The sequence below is a fragment of the Ottowia sp. VDI28 genome (assembly GCF_049532675.1).
GTDB lineage: Bacteria > Pseudomonadota > Gammaproteobacteria > Burkholderiales > Burkholderiaceae_C > Ottowia.
This window is the reverse complement of sequence record NZ_CP149820.1, coordinates 4,748,570-4,765,578: the sequence shown is the minus strand read 5'-3', so window position 1 is coordinate 4,765,578 and position 17,009 is coordinate 4,748,570. Positions and strand designations below refer to the sequence as shown.

The following is a 17,009-nucleotide window of genomic DNA, read 5'->3' as shown; positions in this document are numbered from 1 at the left end:
ATTGTGCGCGCAAAATGAAAAAAGCTTTGTCCCCGATGTTCGCAGCACTGACTCTTGCCGCCGTGGCGGCTTTTCCGGCCCAGGCCCAGGGTGTCACTGGTGACGCACAAGCCGGTGCCGGAAAGATTGCCATGTGCATTGGCTGCCATGGTATCAAGGGTTATCAGTCCAGTTTCCCTGAGGTCTACAAGGTACCCCGAATTTCGGGCCAGAATGCCAAGTACATTGCCTCTGTGCTTGAAAGCTACAAAAAAGGCGATCGCAAGCACCCCAGCATGCGCGCCATCGCTGGCTCGCTGACGGAGCAGGACATCGCGGATGTGGCTGCCTACTATGAGCAAAGCGGCCGCACCGAGGGCGAAAGCGCTCCTGCGGCAACACCTCCCGCGCCCAGCGCCCAGGTCACGCAACTGCTGCAAAAGGGCGCCTGCGTGTCCTGCCACGGTGACAATTTCTCCAAGCCTATCGATCCGAGCTACCCGAAGATCGCGGGCCAATACCCGGACTACCTGTACGTGGCCCTCAAGTCCTACAAGGACAATGGCCACCAGACCTGGGGCCGCGCCAACCCGGTCATGGCCGGCATGGCCAAGCAGTTCTCCAATGCGGAGCTGAAGGCCATGGCCAACTACATTGGCTCGCTTGATAGTGAACTGAAGACTATCCCTCAATCCCGCTTCAGGTAAGCGCCGGGCTTGAAAAGCCCGTTCAATCCTGATCCGAAGCCCGCACGTGCGCTTGCATTGGCGGGCTTTTTGTTGTTTCAGCGCTGGTTTTAGTGCGTGAACAGGTGCGGTGAAGAGGTTTCTGGGCGCGCCTTGTGGCTATCGGGTAGCGCGCCTCTGCACGCAAGCCACATAGGCTTCACCATCGGGGGCTTGCCGTTTGCTTTGCGCATCGGCCAGCATCTGGCCCAGGCATTCCATGGCTTCATGGTGGGCATCGTGCAGATTTCCCCGTTTCGCTGCCAGGAGCTCCATCGCCTGCCGGATGCCGCGCGGCTGGTCGATGCTGCACTGTTCACTGATGGAAAGGTGCATCGATACATGCAGAAACGGATTGCCGCCCACGGATCCGTCGCCATAGTTGCGCGCCACGGCCGCTTCTGCATCGGCAAAATCGGCATGCCATTCCGGGTGCTCGGCGATCCAGCCGGCGGCCAGGGTTTCAATGGCTTCCATGGGCTGGTTGGCACGTGATTTGGCCCAGGCGCCGCAGAAAAAGCGGCGGACATCGGCTTGGCTTGGGCTGAACATAGGGCCGTGAGAGTAGCATGCCTCGCCACTGCCCGCCGCCCAATCGCATAACATCGCGAGTTGAAGCATCTTGCATTCAACAAACCCAAAGCTGGAGATTTCCATGAAACAAGCCTTCATTTGCGACGCCATCCGGACGCCTTTCGGCCGCTACGGTGGCTCGCTCAGCAGCGTGCGTACCGATGACCTGGGCGCCATTCCCATCAAGGCGCTGATGGCGCGCAACCCCAAAGTGGACTGGCAGGCCGTGCAGGACGTGCTCTACGGTTGTGCCAACCAGGCTGGCGAAGACAACCGCAACGTGGCCCACATGAGCAGCTTGCTGGCAGGGTTGCCGATCGATGTGCCGGGCGCCACCATCAACCGCCTGTGCGGCTCCGGGCTGGATGCCGTTGGCAGCGCGGCGCGCGCCATCAAGGCTGAGGAGGCCACGCTGATGATCGCCGGCGGCGTCGAGAGCATGAGCCGGGCGCCTTTCGTCATGCCCAAGGCCGAAAGCGCATTCAGCCGCGCCAACGCCGTCTATGACACCACCATCGGCTGGCGTTTCGTCAACAAGCTGATGAAGGCCCAGTATGGCGTTGATTCCATGCCTGAAACGGCGGAGAACGTAGCCACTGATTACAAGATCGAGCGCGAAGCACAGGACAAGATGGCCCTGAACAGCCAACTGCGCGCCGTGGCGGCACAGAAAGCGGGCCACCTGGCACGCGAGATCACGCCCGTCACCATTGCTCAGAAGAAGGGTGATCCGCTGGTGGTTGATAAGGATGAGCATCCTCGTGAAACCAGCATTGAAAAACTGGCCGCGCTCAAAGGCGTGGTCAGGCCCGATGGTACGGTGACCGCCGGCAACGCCAGCGGCGTGAATGACGGTGCTTGCGCGCTGCTGCTGGCCGACGAGGCCAGTGCTGCCAAATACGGCCTCACGCCCAAGGCGCGCGTGGTGGGCATGGCGACCGCAGGCGTGGCGCCACGTGTCATGGGCATCGGCCCGGCACCGGCCACCGAGAAGGTGCTGGCGCTCACAGGCCTCAAGCTGGATCAGATCGATGTCATCGAGCTGAACGAAGCCTTCGCTGCCCAAGGGCTTGCGGTGCTGCGCATGCTCGGCCTGAAAGACGATGACGAGCGCGTCAACGCCTGGGGCGGTGCCATTGCCCTCGGCCACCCGCTCGGTGCTTCCGGCGCCCGTCTGGCCACCACGGCTGTCAACCGCCTGCACGCGCAAGGTGGCCGCTATGCGCTGTGCACCATGTGTATCGGCGTAGGCCAGGGGATCGCGGTGATCCTTGAGAAGGTCTGATCGGCGCTTTCCGCCTTCCTGTCTCTCTCCCGCAGGGTGTGCACGAAGTGCGCACCTCGTGCACGCCCTGCGGAATCTATATTTGTGCAGTCTGAATGTAGGGGAGGGCTGGCCTCAGCCGATCACGCCCTCCAACTGGGCAACTGCCATCCATAGCGCACGGACAGCATGCGCAACCCGGCCGTCAGCGAGACGGTGACCGTCAATACCACCCAGCCCGGCAGGCCGATGGTGAGCAGCAGCACATACACCCAACCTCCCAGAAACGCCCAGAGCGCATAGGGCCGGTGATCGGCTAGCGCCCCGGGGATTTCGTTGCAAAGAAGATCGCGCAGCACGCCGCCAAAGACGCTGGTGGTCACCCCCATCAGCACCGCGATCAGCGCGGGAAGTTGCAGCGAGATGCTCAGATCGACACCCACGGCAGTGAACAGCCCCAGCCCGATGGCGTCAGGCCAAAGAATGGCTCGCTCGGTGGGTTGAAGATCGCGTTGGCGCATGAAAAACATGGCCGCCACGCACAAAGCCAGGGTGGCCCACAGAAACTCGATGTGCCGGACCCAGAAAAACGGACGCTGATCGAGCAGCAGATCACGCAAGGTGCCGCCGCCAAAAGCCGCGGCGAACGCCACGACACACACCCCCACGGCATCCAGCCGCTTGCGAGCCGCCTTGATCACCCCGGAGAGCGCAAACGCCAGCGTGGCGGCGAGTTCCAGCGCCATGCGCAGATGGGCGCCCCAGGCGGGCGGCAGCGGGTCGAGGAAGTCCATGGGCGGCTATTGTGCCCATGGGGTGGGCCTTTCGGCCGTGGCTCAGCCGGAAAAAGTTGAACCGGGTACAGTGGCGCCTTCTTCCGCATGCATTAGAACGTAGAACGTGTTTACGTTGTTCTCCGTCCGATTTCCGTGAGCCTTCCGATCATCACTGACTGGCATTTTTACGCTGCCGCCATTCCGGCGGTGTTGCTCATGGGCATCAGCAAGAGTGGTTTCGGCGCCGGCTTCGGCTCGCTGGCCGTGCCTCTGATGGCCCTGGCCGTGACCGTGCCCCAGGCGGCGGCGATCCTGATGCCGGTGCTGCTCTTCATGGATCTGATTGGCATCGCGGCCTTCCGCAAGCATATCGATCGCGCCCTGCTGAAGTTCATGCTGCCATGGGCGCTGGTGGGCCTGGTGATTGGAGCGTTGTCGTTCAAGTTCCTGGAGGCACGCTGGGTGGCTGGCGTGGTGGGCGTGTTCACGCTGCTGTTTCTGGCCCAACGCCTGCTCCTCAAGCCCAAGGCCGGCAGCGTGCCGCCGCGCTGGGCGGGTGTGCTGCTTTCTGGCGTTTCGGGTTTCACCAGCTTCGTGGCGCACGCGGGAGGGCCGCCGCTCAACGCCTATGTGATCCCGCTTGGACTATCTCCCATGGTGTTCACGGGCACCATGGCGTACCTTTTTTCGCCGTCAACCTGGCCAAATGGATTCCTTATGCCTGGCTGGGCTTGCTGGACTGGCGCAACATGAGCACTTCGCTGGCACTGCTGCCTTTCGCGCCCCTGGGGGTCTGGATGGGTATTCGAGTTGCCCAGCGGATCGATCAGAAGCTGTTCTACCGTTTCATTTACGTTGGAATGCTGCTCACCGGCGTCAAGCTGGTGTGGGACATGTTTCCCATCTGATTTCCCTTCACGGGGAGCTGGGCGCCTCGGGCTCGGCCACCCACTGCTGCGGAGCACCAGGCTCAGCGGCGCTTTCCCTGGCTTTCTCCCGTGCCATGCGTTCCACGCGCTCTGCCCGGTCGGCCGCCATCTGATCCTGCAATTCGCGCCGGCCGCGCCGCGTCAGTGCCAGCAGAGCTTCTTCGTCCCTGTAGACCGGGTGAACGAGTTCCAGCAGACGCATGTTGTGCTCACGGAAGCTGCGCACGCGGTCGTAGGTCTCATCGGGCGCCATGCCGAGCGCTTCCAGAACTTCACGGGCGGTCAGCAGGCTGCTTTCGAACACTTCACGTTGGATGAAATTCACCCCGAGATCGCGGATTTGATGCCATTGCGTCACGTCTCGCGCGCGAGCCACGATCTGCAGCTGCGGAAACTGCTCGCGGGCCAGCTCGATGATCTTGACGGCCTGCTCGGCATCGTCCACGGCGACCACCAACACTTTAGCCGTCGCCGCGCCTGCCGTGCGCAGCAGATCAAGCCGGGTGGCATCGCCATAGAACACGCGGTAGTCGAAACGGCGTGTCTGCTGTATGAGATCGGCATCGTGGTCGAGCACCGTGACTTGCAGGCCCTGCGCCAGGAGCGTTCGGCCTACGATCTGCCCATACCGCCCGAAGCCGGCAATGATGACCGGCGCCGATTGGGGTTCGTCCAGCTCCCTCATGCTGGCCTTGGGCCGGGCAAAGCGCGGCAGCACCTTGCGGTCGACGATCAGCAGTAGAACGGGGGTGAGCAGCATCGAAAGCGCCACCGCGCCCGTCAGCAGCGAAGCGGTGGCTGCCGAGAAGACGTCCGTGCGGGCGGAAGTCTGGAATACCACGAACGCGAATTCACCGCCCTGCGCGAGCAGCAGCGCGAAAATCGGTATCTCCTCGCGTGGCAACCGCATGACGCGTGCCAGCAGGGCGATGACCGTGAGCTTGGTCAGCATGAAACCCAGCACGATGCCCAGCACCTTGAACGGGGATGCCAGCAACACGGCAAAGTCGATGCTCATGCCCACGGCCATGAAGAACAGGCCGAGCAGCAGGCCCTTGAATGGCTCAATATCGGTTTCCAGCTCATGCCTGTATTCGCTGTCGGCCAGCGCCACCCCTGCCAGGAAGGCGCCAAGTGCCATCGAGAGTCCCACCACTTCCATGAAGGCCGACACCCCCACCACGAACAACAGGGCGGCCGCGGTGAACATCTCCTGGGTGCCGCTGCGGGCAATCCAGCGCAAAAGCGGCTTGAGCAACAGGCGCCCGCTGGCCAGGATTGCCAGCACGGCTCCCACGGCACGTGCTGCTTCTAGCCAGCCGCCGCCGTGGGATTCGCTTCCGCCCAAAAGCGGAAGCAGGGCCAGGATAGGAATGGCGGCCACATCCTGGAAAAGCAGAATCGAGAAGCCGGCCTCGCCGCTGCTGGTGCGCATGAGGTTGCGCTCCTGCATGACCTGGAGCGCGCCCGCGGTCGAAGAAAGCGCCAGGCCCAGCGCCGCCGCCAGCGAAATCTGCCATCGAACGCCGAAAATCAGCGTGGCCGCTCCAGCGATGACTGCCGCGCAACTGGCCACCTGGAGCGATCCCCACCCGAAAATCGGACGCCGCAGCGTCCACAGGCGGCGCGGCTCCAGCTCCAAGCCCACCAGAAACAGCATCATCACCACGCCAAACTCGGCAAAGTGCAAAATGTCGTCAACATTGCTCACCAAGGCCAGTGAGCCAGGCCCGATGACGATGCCTGCAGCCAGGTAGCCCATGATCGAGCCTAGCCCCAACCGGGTGAAGAGTGGAACTGCGATGACGGCTGCGCCGAGGAAGACGAGCCCGAAGAGCATCCAGGTGGAAGGCGAGTGCATGCCGCTAACATACCGGAAATCGAATCTCAGGAGGAAACATTCCAATGCCTGTGGTCATCATTGCCAATCCAAAGGGCGGCGTGGGTAAATCTACGCTGGCTACCAATGTCGCGGGTTATTTTGCCGCCCAGGGCCACGCAGTGATGCTGGGCGACATCGACAGGCAGCAATCTTCCCGCCTGTGGCTGGGCCTGCGTCCCGGGGCCGCGCGCACCATCGCCTCCTGGGACGTGGCGCGCGAAGAAGTGGTGCGCCCACCCAAGGGCACTACCCACGTTGTGTTGGACACGCCTGCGGGCTTGCATGGCAAGCGCCTGAAGGATGTGCTGCGTCTGGCCGACAAGGTGCTGGTGCCGTTGCAGGCAAGCATTTTCGATATCTACGCCACGCGTGAGTTTCTCGATCAGGTGTCCGAGCAGCGCCAAGGCGGAAAACCCGCCGTGGGCCTTGTGGGCATGCGTGTGGACGAGCGCACCATCGCCGCCGACCAGCTGCAGCACTTTGTCGCCAGCCTGGGCCTGCCGGTCATCGGCATGCTGCGCCAGACACAGAACTACGTGCACCTGGCAGCGCGCGGGCTGACTTTGTTCGACGTGGCACCCGGCCGTGTGGAACGCGATCTGGAACAATGGCACGGCATCCGTGAATGGCTTGAAAGATGACGACCCCCTGAGTCGCTGACGCGCCTTCCCCCAGGGGACGCGCCCAGCGGCCTGGCGGAGCCAGCTCCGCGGGTGCCCTGGAATAGCCTGCTCCGCGGCTTTTCGAATTTCTGTCTCTAGTGCGGCGTAGGTAGTGCGCAACGCTATGGATATTGTGGAAAATTAGTGTGAAAACTTTCAAAACCCTAGACGAACTAGCGGCCTGCGCAGGGCAGGAAATCACGGTGACCGACTGGTACACCGTCACGCAGCAGCATATCGATCAGTTCGCTGACGCGACAGACGACCATCAATGGATTCACGTCGATCCAGAGCGTGCCAAGGAAGGCCCCTTCGGCGCCACCATCGCGCACGGCTATCTCACGCTGTCGATGCTGGCCGGCTTTTTCGATCGCTCGATCAGCGTGCAGGGTGTGCGCATGGGCATCAACTATGGGCTCAACAAGGTACGCTTCATGGCGCCTGTGCCCTCGGGCAGCCGGCTGCGTGTGCGGGTTAATCTGCTGAGCGCCACGCCGATCGAAGGCGGCACGCAGATGGCTTGGCTCTGCACTATTGAGCGCGAAGGCTCCGGCAAGCCCGTGTGCGTGGCAGAGTCACTCTCGCGCTACTACGTCTGAGCGAGCCGGGCAGGGCTCTTCCCATCCCATAGGGGCAGGTTTCAAACCTGCCCTGCCCCCTGCGCCTCTTTTTGCTCGCCTACCCACTCAGGCGGCAAATCCCGTCTGCCTCCAAGCCTCAAACACCGTCACCGCGACCGCGTTGGATAGATTCAGGCTGCGCTGCCCCTCGCGCATGGGCAGGCGCAGGCGCTGCGTGGAGCCGAACGTCGCCAGCAGGGCCGGGCTGAGCCCGCGTGTCTCGGCGCCGAAAACAAAAAAATCACCCGCTTGAAAGCGCATGTCATGCACCGTGCGCTCGCCTTTTGTGGTGAGCGCGAACACGCGCGCTGGATCCGGCTGCAACGCATCCATGAACGCCTGCCAATCCGCATGCCGGCGGACCTCCGCATACTCGTGGTAATCAAGGCCGGCGCGGCGCATGTGCTTGTCATCCATCGAAAAACCGAGCGGCTCGATCAGGTGAAGCATGCAGCCCGTGTTGGCCGCCAGGCGGATGACGTTGCCGGTATTCGGTGGAATCTCGGGCTCTACGAGGACGATATGAAACATAGGAAGGAAGAAAAGGGGCGGGGCGATGATGCACCCTAAATACCCGTGCGAGCCACCACCAGCGCCGTGACGTGCGCCACTCCGGCTTCGCGCAGTGCCTTGGCGGCAGCGCCCAGGGTCGCACCTGTGGTCATCACGTCATCGACGAGCACGATGCGGCGGCCCCGCAAGATCGATGATCGCAGAGGATTGGCGGCAAATGCGCCATGCAGGCTTTTCAAGCGCTGCTCGCGTGTCATCGACCGTTGCGGCGGCGTGTGGCGCGTGCGGAGCAGCCCGTCGGTCAGCAGACCGCGGGACGTCAGGCTGCGTGCCAGCAACAGCGCCTGGTTGTAGCCGCGCTCGGCCAACCGCTCCGGCGCAAGCGGCAGCGGCAACACCGCATCTGCCTTGGCCAACGCGACCGCCACCCCTGGCGTGCGCAGGAGCAGGGCGGCAAGGCTACCCGCCAGACCTGTGTCCTGCCGGAACTTGAAGCGTGCGAGACATTCCGTCCATGGCCACTGGTAGGTGACCGCGCTCAGGCAGGCGTCCATGGGCGGCGGCTCGCGAAGGCAGGCGCCGCACACCTTGGCGCCCCCGGCCAGCGGCAGCGCGCAACATTCGCAGCGCGCCTGGATGCGCCCGAACTGGGCAATGCAACTACCACATAGCGGAGCGGCAGGCCAGGCATGGCACACATGGCACCGGCTGGGCAGCCAGCTTTCCAGGTGGCCCCTGCGGCGCGGAGGTGCAAGCGGTATGCTCGATCGGGTGGGTAAAGGCATGGGGCGGTCAATATACTGCGTCCTGCGCCTGGATCCCGTCATCCGACGCGAGAACGTCAATACGTTCCAAGCTCCAACCTTCATGCCCGATATCCAGCCCCCCAGTATTGATCCCTTGGCTGCCGAGCGCTGGGCGGCCATGGCTGCCCGTGCCGACAGTGCCCCATGGCTCCACGAAGAGGTGGCGCGGCGCATGGCCGAACGTCTGCCATTCATTCGCCTGCCGGTGGCGCGCTGGGCCGACTGGGAGCCTGAGCGGGGGGCATGCAGGGCCATGCGTTGGTGGCCGCGCACTATCCTGGGGCAGAAAGTTTTCTAGTCCAACCGCGCACCCGCCCCGTACCCGATGAAGCCCAAGAGCCTACGCCTCGCTGGTGGCAACGCTTCGGCCGGGCACGCTCCGCCTCGAGGGCCGGCGCACCCACCTCCGTGGCGGAGCCGCCTGAGGGTGCCATGCAGATGGTGTGGGCCAACATGCTCGCTCACCAACAAGCCGATCCAGCGCGGCTGCTGGCAGGGTGGCACCGCGCACTGGCGGTTGACGGTTTCGTCATGTTCTCCTGCCTTGGCCCTGACACACTGCGCGAACTAAGGGATCTCTATGCCCGGCTGGGCTGGCCGCCGCCGGCGCAGGACTTCACCGACATGCACGATTGGGGCGATCAACTCGTGGCCGCCGGTTTTACGGAGCCGGTCATGGACATGGAGCGCATCACCTTGACTTTCCAGACGCCGGAGCGCCTGTTGGCCGAATTGCGCGGATTGGGCCGTAATCTGAATGTGGCGCGCTTTCCTGCCCTGAGAGGCCGCCAATGGCGGGCACGGCTTCAGAAAGAGCTCAGCGGACAGCTGCGCCAGCCTGCCTCTCATGGGCCGCTCGCGCTCAGTTTCGAGATCATTTACGGGCACGCGCTCAAGCCTGCACCGCGCCTGGCGGTGAGCGCTCACACCGAGATCGCTCTGGACGATATGAAGGCCGCGCTGCGCGAACGAAGGAAGCCCTCTTGAAAAAAGTCCACGTGCAAGGGGAGAGGGGTTACGAGTGGGTTAAACTCGCTGGCTAATGCGCGCGGAGGATTCCTTCGTGCAGCGGTTGACTGGAGAGGGCCTTGCAGGCTGCATCAGCATTTCGTTTCGCACAAGTGACTGATCAGGCATTCGATTGGCGGCTCAGGCGCAATTGCAGCGTTACGCCGCGGCAGCTGATGCTGCTTTACGCGTCGTTGTGCCTGGTGTCGTTGCTGATCGGTGTCTGGTTCTGGGCACTGGGAGCGAAGCTGGTGATCGGCTTTGCCGGCATTGAGTTGCTGGCGGTGGGTTTGGCTTTTCTGGCCTATGCACGGCATGCGGCCGACGGCGAAACAGTGTCGTTGCGCGGTGGAAGGTTGATCGTGGAGCAGGAATGCGCCGGTAAGCGGGAGCGAATGGAATTCGGTTGCGCACAAGTGCGTATCGAATCATGTCAGCGGCCACAAGCCTTGATCGAGGTTTGCGGCCCAGGCGGGAGGGTGAAATTGGGGCGTTACATACAACCCGACTTGCGTCCTCTGCTGGCGGGTGAGATACGCAGGGCGTTGCGGGAAAGCAATCAGGCCGGCCGGTTCTGACCGCTTGCGGGCGAAGATTGTGTGGTTGAGACTCAAGAAAACGTGAACACGATGAAGAGCATTTCAAACAGGTTGGCCGGTGTTTCGCGCCATGCGGCTGTCTTGGCAGCAGCCTTGGCAGCGACCGCCGCTCATGCGGCCAAGGTCAATGACCTGCCCGGCGGTCCGGCCGTCCATCAGCTCAATCTGACGCCTGGGGTTACCCTCATCGCTGGCGAGCAGTACAGCCTGCACTGGATGATGCTGATCCTGTGCCTGGTCATCTTCGTCGCCGTGTTCTCCGTGATGTTCTACTCCGTCTGGAAGCATCGCAAGTCAAAGGGCGCCAAACCCGCCAAGTTCCACGAATCGGTCACGGTTGAAATCATCTGGACCATCGTCCCTTTTCTCATCGTCATCGCGATGGCGCTGCCCGCTACCAAGCTGGTGGTGGCGCAAAAAGACACCTCCAACGCAGACCTCACCATCAAGGCCACCGGCTATCAGTGGAAATGGGGCTACGACTACATCAACGGTGAAGGCGAAGGCATTTCTTTCCTCTCCACCCTCGATTCCTCGCACCGCGCCCTGTCGAACGCCGGCACCCCCCAAGGCGATGACTACCTGCTCAAGGTCGACCACCCCATGGTGGTGCCCGTGGGCAAGAAGATTCGCATCATCACGACCGCCAACGATGTGATTCACGCCTGGATGGTTCCTGCCTTCGGCGTCAAGCAGGATGCCATCCCCGGCTTTGTGCGCGATACCTGGTTCAAGGCCGAACGCGTCGGTGATTTCTACGGCCAATGCGCCGAGCTGTGCGGCAAGGAGCACGCCTACATGCCCATCCACGTGAAGGTGCTGTCGGCTGAAGACTACACGGCATGGGTGGACGGCGAGAAGAAGCGCCTGCAAGCCCTGGCTGATGACCCGAGCAAGGTATGGAACCTGGCGGATCTGGTGGCACGTGGCGAGAAAGTCTACGCGGCCAACTGCGCGGCTTGCCATCTGGACAATGGCAAGGGCGGCGGCGCCATCAAGGCGCTGGACGGCAGCCCGATCGTTCTGGGCAGCCCGGCCGAGCAGATGCACGTGGTGCTTGAAGGCCGCAACAATGGCGCCATGCCGGCATGGAAACAGCTGTCTGACACTGAGTTGGCGGCCGTGGTGACCTTCACCAAGAACCATTGGTCCAACAAGACTGGCCAGATTGTGCAGCCGGCCGAAATGAAGGCCGCGCGCGAGGGCAAGTTCCCCTCGTGAGGCTGAAAGCTTCTTAGCCCCAGCCCCATAAGCCCTACAGCTAGCACGCACAAATTACTGAACAGTTATTCCGGAGCAGTCACATGAGCGCCGTACTTCCAAATTCCCACACCGGTCATGACGACCACGGGCATGATGATCATGCCCACCATGCGCCTACCGGCTGGCGCCGCTGGGTCTTCGCCACCAACCACAAGGACATCGGTACGCTGTACATGCTGTTCTCGTTCACCATGCTCATGGTGGGCGGGGTGCTGGCGCTGCTGATCCGTGCTGAACTGTTCGAGCCAGGGCTTCAACTGGTCAACCCCGAGCTGTTCAACCAGCTCACCACCATGCACGGCCTGATCATGGTGTTCGGTGCCATCATGCCGGCGTTCGTGGGTTACGCCAACTGGATGATCCCGCTGCAGATCGGCGCCAGCGACATGGCCTTCGCGCGCATGAACAACTTCAGCTTCTGGCTGCTGATCCCGGCCGGCCTCATGCTGGTGGGCTCCTTCTTCATGCCTGGCGGCGCGCCTGCCGCTGGCTGGACGCTCTATGCGCCCCTCACGCTGCAGATGGGTCCCTCGATGGATGCGGGCATCTTCGCGATGCACATCATGGGCGCCAGCTCCATCATGGGTGCAATCAACATCATCGTCACTATCTTGAACATGCGCGCTCCCGGCATGACGCTGATGAAGATGCCCATGTTCTGCTGGACCTGGCTGATCACCGCCTACCTGCTGATTGCCGTTATGCCCGTGCTGGCTGGCGCCATCACCATGACGCTGACTGACCGCCACTTCGGCACCAGCTTCTTCAACCCCGCCGGCGGCGGCGACCCGGTGATGTACCAGCACATCTTCTGGTTCTTCGGCCACCCCGAGGTGTACATCATGATCTTGCCGGCGTTCGGTATCATCAGCCAGGTGGTCCCCGCCTTCGCCCGCAAGAGGCTGTTCGGCTATGCCTCCATGGTGTACGCCACTTCGGCTATCGCCATCCTGTCGTTCATCGTGTGGGCGCACCACATGTTCACCACCGGCATGCCGGTGACCGGGCAGCTGTTCTTCATGTACGCCACCATGCTGATCGCCGTGCCGACGGCCGTGAAGATCTTCAACTGGATCGCCACCATGTGGCGCGGCTCCATGACTTTCGAGACGCCGATGCTGTTCTCGGTGGGCTTCATCTTCGTGTTCACCCTCGGTGGCTTCACCGGCCTGATCCCCGCCGTCGCGCCGATCGACACGCAGATCCAGGACACCTACTACATCGTGGCCCATTTCCACTACGTGCTGGTGGCGGGTTCGCTGTTCGCGCTGTTTGCGGGCTACTACTACTGGGCTCCCAAGTGGACTGGCGTGATGTACAACGAAACGCGCGGAAAGATCCACTTCTGGTGGTCGCTGATTTCCTTCAACGTCACTTTCTTCCCGATGCACTTCCTGGGTCTGGCCGGCATGCCGCGCCGCTATGCCGACTACCCCATGCAGTTCGCTGATTTCAACATGCTGGCTTCTGTTGGCGCCTTCTTCTTCGGCTTCGCACAGGTGTACTTCTTCCTGTTCGTGGTGGTGCCGACCATGCGCGGCGTGGGCGAGAAAGCGCCTCAGCGGCCTTGGGAGGGTGCAGAAGGCCTTGAGTGGGAAGTGCCGTCGCCTGCGCCTTTCCACACCTTCGAAAATCCGCCCAAGCTGGATGCCACCGCCACGCGCGTCATTGGCTAAGCCAAGTGGAGCTTCAAGTCATGGCGACACCTGAGCAGAAGAAGAGCAACCGGCGTCTGGGGTTGATCCTGGGGTCCATCGCGCTGGTGTTCTTCGTCGGGTTCATCGTGCGCATGATCCTGATGGGCCATTGAGGACGGTCGTCGAGTCCATGGGTATCAAGAACGAAAACATCAAGATGGTGGGCAAGCTGGCCATAGTCGCGGCCGGCATGTTCGGCTTCGGCTATGCCATGATCCCGATTTACCGGGCCATCTGCGAGGCAACGGGTGTCAACATCCTGACGCTCGTGGAGCGCCAGGTGCCGGGCAATGGCGGGATCGGGCGTCCTGCCAATACGCAGGTCGACACCAGCCGAACCATCACAGTCGAGTTCGATGCCAATGCGCGTGGCCCCTGGCACTTCAAGCCCATGCAGCGTTCCATGACGGTTCACCCAGGCGAGCTCGCCACGGTGATGTACGAATTCCAGAACGTGCAGGACCGCCGCATGGCGGCCCAGGCCATTCCCAGCTACGCGCCTCGCCAGGCGGGAGCCTACTTCAACAAGCTGGAGTGCTTCTGCTTCAACCAGTACACGCTGGATCCGGGGGAAAAGAAGGAGTGGCCGGTCGCGTTCATCATTGATCCGCGGCTGTCCAAGGATGTGACCACCATCACGCTCTCCTATACCTTCTTCGAGGTGGGTGCCAAGCAGCCGCCAGCGCCGGAATCAACCAGTGCCGCCGATGCTTCTGCCCACGTCGCCAAGGGAGGGGACGCATGACTCGTCCAACAGCCTCTGCAAACGGCCAACGGATCGTGCACAAGCCCTCTTTCTGGCGTTCGATGCGTACGGTAGCCTGGGGGCTCCTTGGCGTACGCAAGAACAGCGAATACCAGGACGATCTGGCGAGAGCCAATCCTCTTCATCTGATCATCGCGGCCCTGCTGGGCGTGCTGGTGTTCATCGGCGTGCTGTTGTTCGCCGTGAGGTGGGCTGTGGCGACTGCCTGAATATCAAAACCATAAAATCGGAAATTGCTTCCGCAGCCATTGAATACGAGAGAGTACGAAAGTACAGGAGCAACTAGAACATGAGTACCACCGCCCACGGCAAGACGCCTTACTACTTCGTTCCGGAACCCTCGCGTCACCCGGTCATGGCGGCCATTGGGCTGCTTTTCCTGATCTTCGGCGCGGCTGAATGGATCAACGGGGCGGCGTGGGGCAAGTACGTCTGCTTGCTCGGCCTGTTGTGGTGGCTCTTTGTCCTCTATCAATGGTTTGGCCAATCTGTCCGAGAGAGCGAAGGCGGGCTCTACGGCCGCAAGGTCGATCTGTCCTACCGCTGGAGCATGAGCTGGTTCATCTTCTCGGAAGTGATGTTTTTCGGCGCCTTCTTCACCGCGTTGTGGTGGGCTCGTGCCCACTCGGTGCCGATACTCGGCAGCCTCGACAATGCGTTGCTCTGGCCTGATTTCAAAGCGGTCTGGCCCAGCGTTTCTCCTGGCGCCACGGCTTCACCCGCGGGCATCGTCGAACCTTTCCAGACGATGGGTCCCTTCTGGCTGCCCACTATCAACACCGCTCTGCTGCTCACGTCCGGCGTGACGCTGACCATCGCTCACCACGCCCTGCAGGTGGGCAACCGTGGACGCACCATTGCCTTCATGTGGCTCACCGTGCTGTTGGGTATTGTGTTCCTGTGCGTGCAAGGCTATGAGTACTATCATGCCTACACTGAACTGAACCTCAAGCTCAGTTCCGGCGCCTATGGTTCGACCTTCTTCATGCTGACCGGCTTCCACGGTTTTCACGTGCTGGTGGGTATGCTGATGCTGCTGTTCATCACTCTGCGGCTGATGAAGGGTCACTTCACTCCAGAGCGCCATTTTGGTTTCGAGGGCGCGGCTTGGTACTGGCACTTCGTGGACGTGGTCTGGCTCGGCCTGTACATCCTTGTCTATTGGATGTAAGTTGTTCTGGCAGACATCACAAAAAAAGCGCCAGGAGGCGCTTTTTTTGTGATTTGACCGGGGAGAGCCGGGGCGGGCGGACGCTGGTGGTCCGCGCATTGAAAAATCACTGCCCTTGTGGAATTCCCGTGGGCTGGATGTATCCCAGTTTCCAGGCAATCAGAACGCAAATGAACAGCAGTACCGACAACCCCACCCGCATGGCGAGCGCGCGCACCATGCGATTCGCGCGCTTGGGGTCGTTCCCTTCACCGGGTTTGCTGCCTCGCATCATGAAAAACAGCGCCGAGGCCAGGCTGCCGATGATGCCTATAAATGCGATGCCAACCAATAATTGCTTCATGGGAGAGATTATCCTGTGAGCAGGCGTACGTGGCGGTTCTGGCTGGTGCTTGTGGGCGCGGTGATCGGCATGGCAGCGACATTCTCGCTCGGCCGGTGGCAGTTGGCGCGCGCGGCCCAGAAGGAGGCGCTGCAAGCTGCCATCGTCAGCCGCGAGCATCAGCCCGCGCTGGAGGGGAACACCCTCGCTCGCATACTGACGCCAGCCCAGGCAGACGAATTGTTGCACCGTGCCATTACCCTGCGCGGCACATGGCTACCAGAGCACACGGTCTATCTCGACAACCGGCAGATGGATGGCCGCCAGGGTTTTGACGTGTTGACCCCGCTACGCCTTGCCGCTGGTGGGACCGTGGTACTGGTGGTGCGGGGCTGGGCGCCGCGCAGCTTTACTGACCGTACGGCCTTGCCACCCATCGAAACCCCTGCGGGCGAAGTGCTCGTGGCCGGACGTATTGCATCATCACCGCCACGGCTTTATGCCCTTGGGCAGGATGGCCGCGGTACGATCCGGCAAAATCTCGACTTGGATGCCTTCAAAGGCGAAACGGGCCTGCCGTTGGCCAGCGTGACCGTTCTCCAGACCGGCCAGCCATCCGAAGGGTTGCTGCGCGACTGGCCGCAGCCGGCCACGGGGGTGGACAAGCATTACGGCTACGCCTTTCAGTGGTTTGGCCTTTGCACACTGATCGGCCTGCTTTTTCTCTGGTTTCAAATTGTCAGACCTCTCATACACTCCCGCCGTGCCTGAACCACGCCCTCCCCAGGACGAGCCGCTCGGGCTCACCGTGCATTCCATGCCCATACCGGCAGACGCCGCCACGCAGGACGCCCAGCGGACGCGCGCCGGCCGCTGGAAGATGCTGGCAGTTGCATTGGTGTGCGCACTCCCGGTGATCGCCTCCTATTTCAGCTACTACGTCATCCGGCCCGAAGGGCGGCGCAATTTCGGCGAGCTGATGAATCCGCAGCGTGAAATACCGCCTCTGGCTGCCACCGACCTGAGCGGCCACGCGCTGCAACTGCCCTCGCTCAAAGGGCAATGGCTGCTGATCAGCGTGGCCGGAGGGGCTTGCGACGCCGGCTGCCAACAGAACCTGTATCTTCAGCGCCAGCTTCGTGAAAGCCTGGGCAAAGACAAGGACCGCCTGGATTGGCTCTGGCTGGTCAGCGACGGCGAGCGTATTCCCGACGAATTGCGTCCCGCCCTGACCAATGCCACCGTGTTGCGTGTGCCCGCCGACGAACTGGCCAAGTGGCTGGTGCCCGCTTCTGGCCACCAACTCCCCGAGCACCTCTACGTGGTCGATCCTGCGGGCCACTGGATGATGCGTTTTCCCGCTGCCATGGACATGGCTGGCGCCGCCAAAGCCAAGCGCGACCTGGAGCGCCTGATGCGAGCCTCCGCCGGATGGGACGAGGCGGGCAGGTAGT

Annotated in this window: 19 protein-coding genes and 2 pseudogenes; 15 read left to right on the top strand and 6 right to left on the bottom strand. The window is 62.3% G+C overall.

Annotated features, from left to right (window positions below; translation table 11 throughout):
* Positions 1-14 precede the first annotated feature (14 nt).
* Positions 15-686, top strand: coding sequence for a c-type cytochrome (locus tag WJU18_RS22790; protein ID WP_423455805.1), 672 nt, complete (start codon positions 15-17; stop codon positions 684-686).
* A 138-nt stretch (positions 687-824) separates the two neighbouring features.
* Here the strand turns inward: WJU18_RS22790 and WJU18_RS22785 are convergent, their stop codons facing one another.
* Complete coding sequence (locus WJU18_RS22785) at positions 825-1,256, bottom strand: DUF1841 family protein (RefSeq protein WP_423455804.1); 432 nt, start codon at positions 1,254-1,256, stop codon at positions 825-827.
* A 103-nt stretch (positions 1,257-1,359) separates the two neighbouring features.
* Here WJU18_RS22785 and pcaF point away from each other — a divergent pair, with 103 nt between their 5' ends.
* Complete coding sequence (gene pcaF, locus WJU18_RS22780; protein ID WP_423455803.1) at positions 1,360-2,562, top strand: 3-oxoadipyl-CoA thiolase; 1,203 nt, start codon at positions 1,360-1,362, stop codon at positions 2,560-2,562.
* A 122-nt stretch (positions 2,563-2,684) separates the two neighbouring features.
* Here pcaF and WJU18_RS22775 read toward each other — a convergent pair whose 3' ends face one another.
* Positions 2,685-3,335 (bottom strand): trimeric intracellular cation channel family protein, encoded by a 651-nt coding sequence (locus WJU18_RS22775; RefSeq protein WP_423455802.1) that lies wholly within the window; start codon positions 3,333-3,335, stop codon positions 2,685-2,687.
* A gap of 198 nt (positions 3,336-3,533) precedes the next feature.
* On the opposite strand from WJU18_RS22775, the pseudogene WJU18_RS22770 reads away from it, so the two are divergent.
* Positions 3,534-4,225: pseudogene (locus WJU18_RS22770) on the top strand (sulfite exporter TauE/SafE family protein).
* A gap of 7 nt (positions 4,226-4,232) precedes the next feature.
* On the opposite strand, the gene kefC reads toward WJU18_RS22770, so the two are convergent.
* Positions 4,233-6,107 (bottom strand): glutathione-regulated potassium-efflux system protein KefC, encoded by a 1,875-nt coding sequence (gene kefC / locus WJU18_RS22765; RefSeq protein WP_423455800.1) that lies wholly within the window; start codon positions 6,105-6,107, stop codon positions 4,233-4,235.
* A gap of 44 nt (positions 6,108-6,151) precedes the next feature.
* Between kefC and WJU18_RS22760 the strand changes: the two genes are divergently transcribed.
* Both WJU18_RS22760 and WJU18_RS22755 read left to right on the top strand, forming a co-directional pair.
* Positions 6,152-6,769, top strand: coding sequence for an AAA family ATPase (locus WJU18_RS22760; protein WP_423455799.1), 618 nt, complete (start codon positions 6,152-6,154; stop codon positions 6,767-6,769).
* Between the two features lie 167 nt (positions 6,770-6,936).
* On the top strand, positions 6,937-7,389 hold the full coding sequence (locus WJU18_RS22755; RefSeq protein WP_423455797.1) for a MaoC family dehydratase: 453 nt from the start codon (positions 6,937-6,939) through the stop codon (positions 7,387-7,389).
* An 87-nt stretch (positions 7,390-7,476) separates the two neighbouring features.
* Here WJU18_RS22755 and trmL read toward each other — a convergent pair whose 3' ends face one another.
* Positions 7,477-7,941 (bottom strand): tRNA (uridine(34)/cytosine(34)/5-carboxymethylaminomethyluridine(34)-2'-O)-methyltransferase TrmL, encoded by a 465-nt coding sequence (gene trmL, locus WJU18_RS22750; protein ID WP_423455795.1) that lies wholly within the window; start codon positions 7,939-7,941, stop codon positions 7,477-7,479.
* Positions 7,942-7,976: 35 nt separating this feature from the next.
* A complete protein-coding gene (locus WJU18_RS22745) occupies positions 7,977-8,708 on the bottom strand; it encodes a phosphoribosyltransferase family protein (RefSeq protein ID WP_423455793.1) in 732 nt (243 codons plus the stop codon).
* A gap of 82 nt (positions 8,709-8,790) precedes the next feature.
* On the opposite strand from WJU18_RS22745, the pseudogene WJU18_RS22740 reads away from it, so the two are divergent.
* From WJU18_RS22740 to WJU18_RS22705, 8 genes and pseudogenes are all read left to right on the top strand, one after another.
* A pseudogene (locus WJU18_RS22740) lies at positions 8,791-9,716 on the top strand (biotin synthase).
* Positions 9,717-9,850: 134 nt separating this feature from the next.
* Positions 9,851-10,315 (top strand): DUF2244 domain-containing protein, encoded by a 465-nt coding sequence (locus WJU18_RS22735; protein ID WP_423461076.1) that lies wholly within the window; start codon positions 9,851-9,853, stop codon positions 10,313-10,315.
* Between the two features lie 51 nt (positions 10,316-10,366).
* Positions 10,367-11,557, top strand: coding sequence for a cytochrome c oxidase subunit II (gene coxB / locus WJU18_RS22730; protein ID WP_423455791.1), 1,191 nt, complete (start codon positions 10,367-10,369; stop codon positions 11,555-11,557).
* 83 nt (positions 11,558-11,640) lie between these two features.
* Positions 11,641-13,275, top strand: a complete 1,635-nt coding sequence (ctaD, locus tag WJU18_RS22725) for a cytochrome c oxidase subunit I (RefSeq protein WP_423455789.1) — start codon at positions 11,641-11,643, stop codon at positions 13,273-13,275.
* 20 nt (positions 13,276-13,295) lie between these two features.
* Positions 13,296-13,409, top strand: coding sequence for a cytochrome oxidase small assembly protein (locus WJU18_RS22720; protein ID WP_423455788.1), 114 nt, complete (start codon positions 13,296-13,298; stop codon positions 13,407-13,409).
* 17 nt (positions 13,410-13,426) lie between these two features.
* Positions 13,427-14,041, top strand: coding sequence for a cytochrome c oxidase assembly protein (locus WJU18_RS22715; protein WP_423455787.1), 615 nt, complete (start codon positions 13,427-13,429; stop codon positions 14,039-14,041).
* On the top strand, positions 14,038-14,271 hold the full coding sequence (locus WJU18_RS22710; RefSeq protein ID WP_423455786.1) for a DUF2970 domain-containing protein: 234 nt from the start codon (positions 14,038-14,040) through the stop codon (positions 14,269-14,271). The genes WJU18_RS22715 and WJU18_RS22710 overlap by 4 nt, the downstream gene beginning before the upstream one ends.
* Positions 14,272-14,351: 80 nt before the next feature.
* Positions 14,352-15,233: a cytochrome c oxidase subunit 3 gene (locus WJU18_RS22705; protein ID WP_423455785.1), complete on the top strand. Its 882-nt coding sequence runs from the start codon at positions 14,352-14,354 to the stop codon at positions 15,231-15,233.
* A 106-nt stretch (positions 15,234-15,339) separates the two neighbouring features.
* Here WJU18_RS22705 and WJU18_RS22700 read toward each other — a convergent pair whose 3' ends face one another.
* Positions 15,340-15,576 carry a twin transmembrane helix small protein gene (locus tag WJU18_RS22700; RefSeq protein ID WP_423455784.1) on the bottom strand — a complete coding sequence of 79 codons (237 nt, stop codon included), beginning with the start codon at positions 15,574-15,576 and terminating at the stop codon, positions 15,340-15,342.
* Between the two features lie 69 nt (positions 15,577-15,645).
* Here WJU18_RS22700 and WJU18_RS22695 point away from each other — a divergent pair, with 69 nt between their 5' ends.
* Together WJU18_RS22695 and WJU18_RS22690 are read left to right on the top strand one after the other, a co-directional pair.
* On the top strand, positions 15,646-16,326 hold the full coding sequence (locus tag WJU18_RS22695) for an SURF1 family protein (RefSeq protein ID WP_423461075.1): 681 nt from the start codon (positions 15,646-15,648) through the stop codon (positions 16,324-16,326).
* A gap of 46 nt (positions 16,327-16,372) precedes the next feature.
* A complete protein-coding gene (locus WJU18_RS22690; protein WP_423461074.1) occupies positions 16,373-17,008 on the top strand; it encodes a hypothetical protein in 636 nt (211 codons plus the stop codon).
* The last annotated feature ends 1 nt before the right edge of the window (position 17,009 follow it).